General features: G+C 63.9%; 8 protein-coding genes and 1 pseudogene. 5 read left to right on the top strand and 4 right to left on the bottom strand.

All coding sequences use genetic code 11. The features are described 5' to 3' along the window. The first annotated feature begins 8 nt into the window (after window positions 1-8). Together AAGA68_01510 and AAGA68_01505 are read left to right on the top strand one after the other, a co-directional pair. Entirely contained in the window at window positions 9-1,043 is a 1,035-nt protein-coding gene (locus AAGA68_01510; GenBank protein MEM9383709.1) for a glycosyltransferase family 9 protein, read from the top strand. 134 nt (window positions 1,044-1,177) lie between these two features. Continuing rightward, window positions 1,178-2,800 (top strand): FAD-dependent oxidoreductase, encoded by a 1,623-nt coding sequence (locus AAGA68_01505; GenBank protein ID MEM9383708.1) that lies wholly within the window; start codon window positions 1,178-1,180, stop codon window positions 2,798-2,800. Here the strand turns inward: AAGA68_01505 and modA are convergent. Then, on the bottom strand, window positions 2,790-3,587 hold the full coding sequence (modA, locus tag AAGA68_01500; GenBank protein MEM9383707.1) for a molybdate ABC transporter substrate-binding protein: 798 nt from the start codon (window positions 3,585-3,587) through the stop codon (window positions 2,790-2,792). The genes AAGA68_01505 and modA overlap by 11 nt on opposite strands. 77 nt (window positions 3,588-3,664) lie before the next feature. Between modA and AAGA68_01495 the strand changes: the two genes are divergently transcribed. Continuing rightward, window positions 3,665-5,728 carry a prolyl oligopeptidase family serine peptidase gene (locus AAGA68_01495; protein MEM9383706.1) on the top strand — a complete coding sequence of 688 codons (2,064 nt, stop codon included), beginning with the start codon at window positions 3,665-3,667 and terminating at the stop codon, window positions 5,726-5,728. A 30-nt stretch (window positions 5,729-5,758) separates the two neighbouring features. Here AAGA68_01495 and AAGA68_01490 read toward each other — a convergent pair whose 3' ends face one another. Further along, window positions 5,759-6,064 carry a hypothetical protein gene (locus AAGA68_01490; GenBank protein MEM9383705.1) on the bottom strand — a complete coding sequence of 102 codons (306 nt, stop codon included), beginning with the start codon at window positions 6,062-6,064 and terminating at the stop codon, window positions 5,759-5,761. 386 nt (window positions 6,065-6,450) lie between these two features. Here AAGA68_01490 and AAGA68_01485 point away from each other — a divergent pair, with 386 nt between their 5' ends. Then, window positions 6,451-7,701: a hypothetical protein gene (locus AAGA68_01485; GenBank protein ID MEM9383704.1), complete on the top strand. Its 1,251-nt coding sequence runs from the start codon at window positions 6,451-6,453 to the stop codon at window positions 7,699-7,701. Between the two features lie 470 nt (window positions 7,702-8,171). On the opposite strand, the gene AAGA68_01480 is transcribed toward AAGA68_01485, so the two are convergent. Beyond that, the gene (locus AAGA68_01480) at window positions 8,172-8,735 is read right to left on the bottom strand and encodes an ECF-type sigma factor (GenBank protein ID MEM9383703.1); all 564 of its coding nucleotides are present in this window, start codon (window positions 8,733-8,735) and stop codon (window positions 8,172-8,174) included. A 74-nt stretch (window positions 8,736-8,809) separates the two neighbouring features. On the opposite strand from AAGA68_01480, the gene AAGA68_01475 reads away from it, so the two are divergent. Further along, window positions 8,810-11,329 (top strand): serine/threonine-protein kinase, encoded by a 2,520-nt coding sequence (locus AAGA68_01475; GenBank protein ID MEM9383702.1) that lies wholly within the window; start codon window positions 8,810-8,812, stop codon window positions 11,327-11,329. 270 nt (window positions 11,330-11,599) lie between these two features. On the opposite strand, the pseudogene AAGA68_01470 reads toward AAGA68_01475, so the two are convergent. Continuing rightward, window positions 11,600-12,013, bottom strand: a pseudogene (locus AAGA68_01470) (group II intron reverse transcriptase/maturase). Between the last annotated feature and the right edge of the window lie 348 nt (window positions 12,014-12,361).

Here is a 12,361-nt window from a genome sequence, read left to right as displayed (position 1 = left end):
AGAACACCGTGCAGGCACGCCCACCTCGAATTCTCCTCATCCGCCTGAGCGCGATCGGTGACATCGCCTTTACCACGGCGCTACTCCCCGCCCTGCGCAAGCGTTGGCCGGACGCGCACATTACCTGGCTGACGACGCCTGTCGGCCTGGAGCTGCTCGACGAGCACCCGCTCATCGACGATGTGCTCGTCCTTCCAAAGGGCATTCGCGATGGTCCCGCACTGGCAGCGCTTAGAGAGGGCTGGCGCTTCGCAAGGACCTTGCGGTCGCGTCAGTACACCTTGGCCATCGACGCCCAGGGCTTGCTGAAGAGCGCCCTCTGGACCGCACTTTGCGGTGCCCATCAAAGGGTGGGACTGCGCCCCCGCGAGGGGGCGCGACTGCTGTATACGCAAAGTGTCTCGGCGCGGATGGACGAACAGCCCGATCGTCCCTCACGCGAGTACCGCCACCTCGCCCACCAGCTCGGGCTAGAGACAATGGACTTCCCCATGTCCCTCGCCGCGAGGGCAACGGATGCGCAGGCGGCGGCCACCCGCGTAGGCCACGCGCGGCCGGTGTTCCTGCTGCCATTTACGACACGACCTCAGAAGCACTGGTTCGACGACCATTGGGCTGAGCTCGCCGGCACCTTGCACGGCCACACGGGTCAGCCGATCTGGCTCCTTGGCGGCCCCAGTGACCTCGAACAAGCGCAGCGAATATCGGCCGCCGCACCGGTGGAGGTCACGGTGGTGGCAGGCCCTAACAGCCACCTTGGCGAGAAGATCGCGCTGCTCGCCCGCGGCGCATTGAACATCGGCGTCGACACAGGCCTAACGCATATGAGTATCGCCCTAGGGCGCCCGACGCTCGCACTATTCGGCTCCACCTGCCCATACGTACGAACAGATCCCGCGCCAGGCGCTGTGCTCTACGATCGCTTGGAATGCTCACCCTGTCGTCGCCATCCTAGCTGCAATGGCGCCTTCACCTGCATGCGCCACCATACCCCCACTCGCGTCCTCGATGCGGCGCTTGGTCTGATGGAATCATCACCCTAGAGCAGCCGCTGGGGACACCCGCGGGCGGCCCCCGCGTATTCTCAAGAAACGTCGGTCGTGCACTTCCCAACGATGGAGGAACGACTGCGTTCGCCCCGTATACTCGCGAGCAAAACCCCGTCAGGAGATCCGCCATGGAGAGCCTCGCCGCCGACCTCAAGACCATGATTCGCACGCCGCTACACGAGTCGCATGTAGCACGCATGCGCGAGCTCGGCGTCGTCCGCGACTATGCGGCCGGCACCACCTTGAGCCGCTTCGGCGAACCGGCCGACACCTTCCGCTACGTGATCGAGGGCCGGGTGGAAGCCGTCGATGCGATCACCGGGGAGCGTTACGCCGAATCTACCCTAGGCCCCACCCAGTTCGCCGGTGAGATCTCGTTCCTCCACGGCGGCAGCGCCATGCTTGGATCGCGGACCGTCGAACCGAGCAAGCTTCTGGAAGTTCCGCGCGAAGCGATGCTCTCGCTCATGAGCCAGATCCCGGAGATGAGCGACATCATCGTCAACGTGTTCGCCGCCCGCCATCGGCGCCTGCTCGAGAGCAATGACGCGGGCCTGGTGCTGATCGGGGCCGAGGCTAGTAAGGCGATTCGTGAGATCGGGGCCTTCGCACTGCGCAATCGTATCCCCGTGCGATCGCTGAGCCTGGACTCACCGGCGGCGAGCGAGGAGATGAGCGCCTGCAGCCAAGGCCTTTGCCACAGCGAACCCTGCGTAATCTTTGGCAAGCAGCAGGTGATCGAGGACCCGACGCCGGCGAAAATCGCTGCCCTTTTCGGTCTCGATATGGCCGTGGGCGAAGCCCGTCAGTTCGACGTGCTGATCGTGGGCGGCGGACCGGGGGGAGTGGCAGCGGGCGTGTACGCCGGGGCAGAGGGACTCACGGCCTTAGTACTAGAGGACCTGACGGTCGGGGGCCAGGCGGGCACCTCCTCGCGCATTGAGAACTACATGGGTTTCCCCACGGGCATTTCCGGTGCAGACCTGTGCTGGCGAGGAGAGGTGCAAGCCATGAAGTTCGGCACCCGCTTCGCCATGCCCAGGCGCGCCAGCGCCCTGCTGCGCCAGGCGGACGGCAGCTTCCGAGTGCAGCTCGCAGACGGCGCGGATGTGTGCGCGCGTGCGGTGGTGGTCGCAACCGGCGTGCAGTACCGCAAGCTGCCCCTCGAGCGCCTGAGCGACCTCGAAGGTGCGGGCGTGTACTACGCCGCCACCGATCTCGAGGCGCGCTTCTGCCGCGCTTCGGACGCAGTGGTGATCGGCGGCGGTAACTCTGCGGGGCAAGCAGCCATGTTCCTTTCGCGCTACGCCACCCACGTCCATGTACTCGTACGCAGCGATAGCCTAGCGGCCTCCATGTCTGACTACCTACTCTCCCGTCTTGAGGAGGACCCTGCGATCACCATCCACTTCGGCACTCAAGTGAGCGCACTACACGGCGAGGAATCACTCGAAGCGGTCACCGTGACGCGACGGGAGTCGGGCGAGAGTCACCAGATTCCCGCCTGCGGCCTGTTCATCATGGTGGGTGCCGCGCCGAACACTACCTGGCTCTCCGACTCCGTCGCTCTGGATAAGAAGGGCTTCGTGCTCACGGGGACGGCCGCTGGCGCCAACAGCAGCTTTGCGACCTCAGTGCCCGGGGTTTTCGCCGTCGGTGACGTGCGCTCGGGCTCTGTCAAACGCGTCGCCTCCGCCGTAGGCGAGGGCTCCGTGGTCATTTCCGAAGTATTCGCTTATCTCAGCGATTAGGTGACACGCGATAGCCGGCCGATTCGATGACCGCCCGCGCTCGGTTGCTGCGCAAAAACGAGTAGAACTCACTAGGCACTTTGCGCCCCTCTGCTCGCTGCAGGAGCACCATGTCCTGGCGAATCGCGAACCTATCGTTGAGGTCCGGCTCCCAGTAAGATCCGATCACCGACGGCGGTAGCGCACGCAGCTGCGATAGGGCAACGAAACCCAACCCCGCATTCCCCGAGCGCACAAAGGCGAAGGTCTGGGCAACGTTCTCCCCGAACACCAGGCGGTCGCGCAGCGAATCTTCCAAACCCAAATCACGCAGCACCGCCTGCGCGGCGGCTCCGTAGGGTGCCAGCGCTGGCTTCGCGAGGGCCAACCGTCGGAAATCGCCTGCCTGCAAGCGATCGGGTCCGACGCCATCGGCGCGGCGCGGATCCCACAGGACCAGGCGACCAATGGCATAGGTGTGGCGCGTACCCGCCACCGCGCGTCCTGTGGCGAGCAAGCGTTCAGGGCGTGCTTGATCCGCGGCTAAGAAGAGATCGAAGGGAGCGCCAGCGACGATCTGGGCGTAGAGCTTGCCCGTTGAACCGCTGATCAGGTCGATGCGCACGCGCTCATTCACTGCCTCGTAATCGCGGGCGAGGGACTCAAGTACTGCGCGGAAGTTCGCCGCCACCGCCACCCGTACGGTCGCGGGCTCCGCACTCGCCGGCAGTGCGGCCGCCAGGAGCAGCCATGAGCCAAGGGCCCGATAGGACGCGGCGCGCAAGCGCCGATACCATACTCCTCGCAAGGGCTGTCGCCTCCGCCGTTCGCCCATACCTGAGGCGATAGAATACGGGATCCCCCACGCCCGCAGCGGAGCCCCCGTTGAAGTACCCCAAGAGCAAGACCGTCGATCACGTCGACGAGTACTTTGGCCGAGCCGTCGCCGACCCCTACCGCTGGCTCGAGCAGGACGTGCGACACGCACCCGACGTTCGCGAATGGGTGGAGGCACAAAACGCCGTCACCACCAAGCACCTTGCCAAGCTCCCGGGGCGCGACGCTCTCGCGAATCGCCTGACCGTCCTGTGGAACTTCGAACGTCGCAGCGTCCCGCACCGCGTGGGCAAGCGCTGGTTCCAATACCGAAACGACGGCCTGCAGAACCACGCCGTGCTCTACATGGCCCCGAGCATAGACGGACCCTGGTCGACGCTCTTCGATCCTAACGAGTGGAGTGAGGACGGCACCGACGCGCTCGGCGGCGTCAGCGTGAGCGCCGACGGTCGCTACGCTGCCTACGCCGTCCAGCAGGGCGGCAGCGATTGGCGCACCTGGCGCATACGTGATCTCGACACGAACCAGGACCTGCCCGACGAACTACAGCACCTGAAGTTCACCGGCATCAGCTGGGAGAAGAGCAGCGAGGGATTTTTCTACAGCAAGTACGACGATCCTCGCGAGGGCGATGAGTTCACCAGCCTCAACCTCAACAACCGCATCATGTACCACCGCCTGGGGCAGACCCAGCAGGACGACGTGGAGGTGTACTGGCGGCCCGAGCATGCAGACTGGAACTACGCCACGGAGATCACCGAAGATGGCCGCTATCTGCTCATCTACATTAGCGTGGGCACGGACGATCGCTACCGCCTCTACGCGAAAGACCTGCAGCAGCGCTACGCCGCGCCCGTGGCCCTCGTCGATGCCTTCGAGCACAGCTTCGGCTATATCGACAGCGACGGCCCCATCCTCTACCTGCGCACCAATCGCGACGCCCCGCGCGGACGGGTGATCGCCATGGACATCGACAATCCCGCGCCCGAGCATTGGCGCGAGATCGTGCCCGAGTCCGACGCCGTGCTCGAGCAGGTGACGGCCGTGGGCAACCACCTCGTGTGTTGCTACATGCGCGACGTGAAGTCCCAGGTGGAGATCTACGCTGCCGACGGACGCCACGTACGCAGCGTGGACCTGCCGGGCGTAGGCACGGCGCACGGCTTCGAAGGCAAGCGCGGCGACACGAGCACGTGGTTCGGCTTCTCGAGCTTCGCGGTACCGCCGTCGGTCTACCGCTACGACCTGGTCACCGGCGAGAGCACCCTGCACTTTCGCCCCGACGTCGACAGCGACCCGGATGCCTATCTCACCGAACAGGTGTTCTTCACATCGAAGGACGGCACGGAAGTGCCGATGTTCATCACCCACCGCCGCGACATCGCCCTCGACGGCGACCACGCCGCGATCCTTTACGGGTACGGGGGCTTCAACATCCCCCTGCAACCTAACTTCAGCATCAGCCGCCTCGCGTGGCTGGAACTGGGCGGCATCTACGTCGTGGCCAACCTACGCGGCGGCGGCGAGTACGGACGCGAATGGCACGAGGGCGGCAAGCAGTTCAACAAGCAGAACGTCTTCGACGACTGCCTGTGCGCGGCCGAGCATCTCATCGCCAAGGGCTACACGCGCGCTGATCGCCTGGCCGTGCAGGGCGGCTCCAATGGAGGCCTGCTGGTGGGGGCAGTCATGACCCAGCAGCCAGAGCTCTTCGCCGTGGCCCTGCCCGCGGTGGGTGTCATGGACATGCTGCGCTTCGACGCCTTCACCGCCGGCCGCTACTGGACGGACGACTACGGATCAGCGAGCGACTCAAAGGAGATGTTCGAGTACCTGCGCGACTACTCTCCGTATCACAACCTCGTCGACGGCACCGCATACCCCGCGACGCTGGTCACCACGGCCGATACGGACGACCGCGTCGTGCCCGGGCATTCCTTCAAGTTCGCTGCACGCCTGCAGGCGGCCCAGGGCGGCAAAGCGCCCACGCTCATTCGCATCGAAACCCGCGCCGGTCACGGCGCCGGCAAACCCATGTGGATGCAGATCGAGGAGCTGGCAGACGTGTACGCCTTCACCGCTCGCCACACGGGCCTTGCCATCGAAGACTGAGGGACGCGCGATGTCCTCCCAACGACTCGATCAACACTCGGTCCACCTAGGCATGGGTGCGCGCATCGTGCCACAGCGCGCCTTCCACGGCATGGCCTGGTAGCAGCCGTAAGGGGAGCGCCGCGGTGCGGACGGCGTCGAGGGTCGACCGGCCACCCCCGGTGGCGCCCCGGCACTCAGCTTGTTCAGACCGATGGCGTCCTGACACTGCGGGGGAACGCTGATGTTCATGAACCACAAGAACAGCATTCGCGTGATCGCGGCGCCGCACAACACGACGTGGGTGGACGCAAGAGCAGACGGGCTGGCGATCGCTCGAGGACGCACCAGGTTCATCACGGCTCTCCTGTTGTGAGTGGTTCCTGGAAGCCAAGTCTTCGCACCTTGCCTCGATGACGTCGCTTGATTTGCAAGCCCAGGGGGAGGGTAAGCCCTAGGGACAGTCGATGCGCGGGAGCACCGTTCGCGGCGCCGTAACCAAGTGCCGGCAGTCTCGGCGGGCACAAAGTCCCCAGCGCGGCAGTGCGAAAGCGCTGCTTCCGGTTTTTCAGCCGGATCTCGTTTAGGGGGTAGGCACGACCACCCACGACTGGAGAGACGAGATGATCGAGACGCCCCAACTCCCTTCCATCAGCGACTGTGACTGCCGCCGCAGATACGCACTCCCCGCCGTCGCCACTCTGTGCGCGGCGCTCGCCAGTGGATGCGTGACAGAGCTCACCGTGACTACTCCCCTCGAGTTTGAAGATACCTTCGGCAACGCCGAGGTCGACAGCATTTTTTGGGAAATGAGCCAGGCGATTGCTACGGCCGATAGCGAGACGGACTTTGCTTGCGCCACCGACTTTGGGCCGGACTACGAGTCTGCGTACTACGTACGGTCGGGCAATGTCGAGTACGCCGATATTCCTGCCCTGATTTCCTCTCAGTATGACCAGGACCAGGCGTTTGCGAGTCCTGGGGATATCAAGTTAGTGCGTGCGATTTTTACCTGTGCTGGCTTCGAAAACATCTACGGCGGCTGGCCCGGGTGCGTAATAGACTCTGACTTCACTGACCTGTATGACGGTAAGTTCCTGGTGCGTGACGACACGGCCTATTGGCACGACCTCGAAGACTCATTGGCGTGGGCCCACTTCTTCGGAAGAACCGTTGGGCTTGACTACGACGGGTCAGACACGGCGGCATCTCGAATCATGGGCTTTCAGGGCGGCAAAGAAATCACCTCCACGGAGTGTTTGGCGTTCACGTCCAAATACAATCCCGACTATGGCGCTTCACCCGCCCCCGAGCGCCCCGAAGCAACACCCCAGGCGCTAGAGACTGCTGCTTCAATGGCCCCCGCAGCGCCCACGGCGGTCACCACACCTTCAGCCTCTACGCTGAATGACGATCGGGTGCAGGCCTCTGTGATGCCCGTGGAGGAACTAGTTCGCACCCGGTTTGGGAAACAGCGGTATCCTCACGCGGTGTTCCGCCACCAGGGAACGGACGCAGGTGAGCGGCTCGTGCGTATGCTCGAGGATCCCGACGATGCGGAGCACTGGCCACTAGCGACTCTCGTGCTTGGGTTCGTTGGTCCTGCGTCCAGTACCCCGGATTTACTTCGATTCCTGGAGCGTCACGATCGCGCAAACCCGGGCCCGGCGGGTCACCTTGGGCGCATTCTGGCGATTGAAGGCATGTCTCGCTTGGCGAAGCGTTTCCCTGCAAGGACGGAGCCGATGGACGCCTTGCTGACTGCTCTCGACGGCTCGTTTTGGGCTGATGCTTCTACCGCAAAGAAACTACGAACGGGCGTCTTCCGCGCGATCGCACTGACGGGGCGGCCAGAAGCTCGTGAAATCCTTCTGCAGCACCGCGGCGGCTTGCTCATTGAACCCATCGCGGATGAGTTCCTGGAGTTACAGGCAGAGCTCGCCACCACGTCGCTTGAAGAGTTTGCGCGTCGAAACCAGATGGGGCCGTACTAGAGAATTCGACCTAAGCTCCCTGTGGCCACAGCTACAGGGAGGCTTAGCGCATGTCGCCTTCTCGTCGCTTGGTGTCGCCTCGCCGATAAGGCTCCTGCGGCGTCTCCCGTGCTGCACCACTTGGCAAAATCGGCTTGCCGTAGTGCTAGGCGGTTCAAACAACGTTTGCGCCGGCGATGATGCTCTGTCACTAGGACTATAAGTATTGTGCGCGGGGAAATCGTACAACTCGCATTGTTGGTAGTCGCCCGCGAGCAAGGTACTCGTGCAGGCAGGCAGTGCGCTGCACCCAGACGACTGGTGAGCACTTCACTTCGAGAAGTACGCGCGGCGCAGTCTCAGTCGATGCTAGCGCTATCGCTCACCGGGGTCGGGTGTCGTCAGCACCCTCGGCGGACCATCGGCGTCACCGGACTCCCGTAGCCCTTGGCCTCACCGGAAACTCACGTGATCCAGCTTCCCGAAAGCGCCTAGCCCTGCCCAGACACACCCATGTCATCCGCCAACCAAGCTTTCGCCTTCACCCACTCAACACGAACGGTGCGTTCCGTGAGCCCAAGCACCTCAGCCACTTCCACCTGCGTCATGCCACCGAAGAAGCGCATCTCCACGATACGCGCCAGGCGAGGGCGCTGGGCGGCGAGGCGTTGCAAGGCTTCGTCGAGCTCCAGCAACACCTCCCCCCGGCCCTGTGTTGGAACCGTGTCCTCATCGAAGGTAATCGGCCGCTGCCCGCCGCCCCGCTTCTCCGTGGCGCCTTCACGAAAGTGATCGATCAACACCTGGCGCATGGCGCGCGAGCACAAGGCGTAGAAGTGGGCGCGGTCCTGCGCCGAGGTCACGCCGGGGTCGAAGAGCTTGAGGTAAGCCTCGTGCACGATCTCCGTGGTTTGCAATCCTCCTCGGCCCACGCGGTTGAGCTGCTGCTGTGCCAAGGTCCTAAGCTGAGGGTACAAGGCCTCGAGCATCGCTTCGCGGGCGTGCTCATCGCCAAGTTTGGCCGCGTTCAGGAGCTGCGTGACTTCCACATCCATGGGGTTTCACTCGAAGTGATCTCGCGCCAAATGATATCGTGCCCGCTAGATAGCCGAAACGATCGCCCTGCCTTATGACACCCGAACGCTGGGAGCAGCTCGAACCGATCCTCGACGCCGTGCTGACCATCGACGAGGAGCAGCAGGAGGCCTGGCTGGAAGCGAACTGTCCCGACGTCGCCGTGCGCACGGACGTGATCGCGATGCTGCAAGCGGGCCAGGCGAGTGGGTTCCTCGAGGGGCAAGCGCTGGATTTCGCTGCCCCGGACCTAGCGCCGCAGGCGCTAAGCGACGCGGATGCTCTGGCAGGTGCTGGCAGGTCGATCGGCGCCTGGCGCGTACTGCGCGAGCTGGGTCACGGCGGCATGAGCGTCGTGTACCTCGTGCAACGCGCGGACGGTCAGTTCGATCAGCGCGCGGCGCTCAAGCTCCTGCGTCACCCCGGAGGCGATCGTCAGGATCGCGAGGCGCGGTTCCTGGCAGAACGCCAGATCCTCGCAGCGCTTGATCATCCTCACATCGCGCGGGTGATCGACGGCGGCTTGTCGTCGGCGGGGTGGCCCTACCTCGTCCTCGAGTACGTGGACGGCTCACCGATCTCGGACTACTGCCGAAGCAAACGGTTAGGCCTCGACGCTCGCCTCGCGCTGTTCGCGCAAGTGTGCGAGGCGGTACAGCACGCCCACCAGCGTCTGGTGGTGCATCGAGACGTGAAGCCAAGCAATGTGCTGGTGTTCGTCGACGACGAGGGCCAGGCGCAGATCAAGCTCCTGGACTTCGGCATCGCCAAGCTTCTCGATGAGCCGGCCGAAGGGGCCCTCACGCTCACGGGGGTGCGCCCGATGACACCGCAGTACGCCGCGCCCGAACAACTGCTCGGCGAACCCATCACCACGGCAACGGATGTGTATGGCCTTGGTGTGCTGCTCTTTGAGCTACTCACCGATCGCGCGCCCTATCGTTTCGCGGTCCATCGGCCAAGCGAGATTGAGCGCGCTATCTGCGTGGACCCGCCGCCGCTGCCCTCGGCGGTGGCAGCTGAGCAGGGCGATGCCACGGTGCTCAAGATCCCCCAAGATCTGGATACGATCGTGCTCAAGGCGATGGGCAAGTCGCCACAGGAGCGCTATCGGTCCGTGTTCGAGCTGGCGGAGGATGTTCAGCGCTATCGCCAAGGCATGACCGTACTCGCTCGTCGAGCGGGCCCTGCCTATCGCCTGCGCAAGTTTGCGGGGCGCCATCCGTTCGGCGTCTCGAGTGGCGTCGTCGTTGGGGGGCTGATTGCTGCCTTCATCGGTGCACTTGTGCATAGCCAGGCGCTTCTGAGCGATGAGCGCGACCGCGCCCTGGCGGAATCCGAGCGGGCGCGCCTGGAGGCGACCAAGGCGAGCCAGGTGACGGGATTCCTCGTTGATCTCTTTAAGGCAAGCAATCCGTTTGAGGCGCGTGGCGAAGACCCAACCGCATCCGAGTTGCTCGCGCGGGGCGTGGAGCGAGTGGATGCACTGGCATCTCAACCGTTGGTGCACGCGGAACTGCTAGCGACGCTGGGAAGCGTCCACGCGAGTCTTTACAACATGTCGAGTGCGGACCCCCTCCTGGTGCGTGCCAAGGACGTGCGCGTGCAGGCGCTTGGTCCCGATGATCCCGCAGTGGCACAGAGCGCCCTGGCGCTGGCCATGAACCGATGGCGACAGGGAAAGCTGGACGATGCCGAAACCCTGCTGAGGGAAGCGCAGCGGATCGTCGACGGTGCGGACCCCAAGGCCCTCGTACGATCCACCGTGCGGCGCCGACTGGGGCGCATGATGATCGATCGAGGTCACCACGAACAAGCCGAGTCATTCTTGCAGGAAGCCCTCCTTATCGAGGCGAGCATCAACGATGAAGGAAGCCTGGAGCGCGCGTTCGCATTGCGTAACCTCGGCATCCTGCGCGAGGACCAAGGGCGGTATGAGGATGCGGTAGGTCTGCAGACTGAGGCCGTGGAGATGGCTGAAGCCTATTTGGACGCAGACTCACCCTCGCTGGCGCTGACGTTTCAGGCGAGCCTCGCGGGTGCCCTACGGCGCGTTGAGGATTTCGAGCAGGCAGAACTCATCAACCGTCGCGCGTTGGCGATCGGGGAGAAGGCCTTTGGCCCAGACAACGTCGTACTTTCAAACCTCTTGGGCAACCTCGCCACCGCCCTACACCGCCAAGGAAAGCTCGAGGAAGCCCAGGCCGTGAATCAGCGTGCCCTTGGGCTGCGACGCAGCGCCTACGGTGACGTGCATGCGGAGACGGCGCTTAGTCTGAACAACATGGGCAACCTGGCGCGAGTGATGGGACGTTACGATGAGGCGGTGACCTATCTACAGGAAGCGCTCGAGATTCGCCAGGAGCTTTTCGGACAGCAACATCAAAGCTTGATCGATACGCTAGGTAACCTCGGCGACGTGGAACTCGCGCTCGGCCGACCTAGGGAAGCTGCGCGCTACTTCGAGTCGGCGCTGGAGAACGCCCTGGAGTTTCTGGATCCCTCGGCGGAGGTGATCGGGGAGCTGCGCGAGTTGGTCGCGCTGGCGAAGCGGGAGGCCGCCGAGGGCGAGTGATCGGGAAGCCACGCATGCTTGGTGCTTCGGCGGGCCATCTGTAGTGTAGCCTTATCATCGTTGCTCTACTCGTGCAGGGTGATCCACATCTAAGTCGAAGGCGGCGCGCCCGAAGCCCGCTTCTACGCAGCAGATCCGCTACATGGTTCTCACTGCACGGCACGCCTCGATCCACCAGCTCTCGAGCGATTCGGAGCGAACCGTAGATCCGGTTGCTGCGACACGACCTGGTAGAGCAGCGTCTGCTCGGTACGATCTTTCAATCAGCCAGTACTCGAGCACCCAGTCGTATCTCCGGCACCGTTGCCGCGTCACCCGTACCGCATCCTTTGCCGATCGCCCCGGCCGTTAGCCGTAGGAATCAGCGTCGAAGCGCGGCTCGAGGACGGGCTCCAGGTACATCTTCACCACTGTCTGCGCCACAGGGTCGGTCACCGTCGGGATCCCGAGCTGGCGTACGCCGCCGCTTCGCTTCGGAAGATCCACTTCCATGACCGGTGGCGGAAAGTAGCTCCCCGAGGCCATGCGGTTCCAGACCCGGTAGAGATTGCGTGATAGGTTCGCTTCGAACCCGGCAATGCTCTGCGTGTCTATCCCCGCCGCGCCACGGTTCGCCTTCACGCGCTTCCATGCGTCGTAGACCGCGCGCTTGGTGATCGCAAACGGCTTTGTCGATATCGTCAACTCATCCCTCCACAGAGGTTGGTCAAGTCCATCTACAGGACTACGTGGCCCCTTCGCTGCACGCCCGTTGCAGGCGCTTCAGCACTACTACGAGCCACTCCGCCCCTGCATCGCGCATCGGTGTTCCCCCTTGTGGTGGCTGCCACTTGTGAGTTTCCCTTCGCATCACGATGTAGGTTCCCATGTTCCGAAGCGAAGCCTGTGGCGAGGTCATGCCGCCTACATACCGGTTGCCGTCTGCGCAGTAATCAGGTGTCCCGCAGACTGCTCCCAGGGGTATCGCGCGCCCCTGTTTTCGACAACGTCTGGAGCCTTTCGATACGTCATCAGCGGTTCGCTAGCGCTCAT

Source organism: Pseudomonadota bacterium (assembly GCA_039193195.1).
Lineage (GTDB): Bacteria > Pseudomonadota > Gammaproteobacteria > Steroidobacterales > JBCBZW01 > JBCBZW01.
Note: the sequence above shows the minus strand (reverse complement) of the source record. Positions and strands in the feature narration are given on the sequence as shown.

Coding starts and splice junctions, on each gene's coding strand:
- AAGA68_01505 (MEM9383708.1), top strand. CDS start 1,178: ATGGAGAGCCTCGCCGCCGACCTCAAGACCATGATTCGCACGCCGCTA.
- AAGA68_01490 (MEM9383705.1), bottom strand. CDS start 6,064: ATGAACCTGGTGCGTCCTCGAGCGATCGCCAGCCCGTCTGCTCTTGCG.
- AAGA68_01480 (MEM9383703.1), bottom strand. CDS start 8,735: ATGGATGTGGAAGTCACGCAGCTCCTGAACGCGGCCAAACTTGGCGAT.
- AAGA68_01475 (MEM9383702.1), top strand. CDS start 8,810: ATGACACCCGAACGCTGGGAGCAGCTCGAACCGATCCTCGACGCCGTG.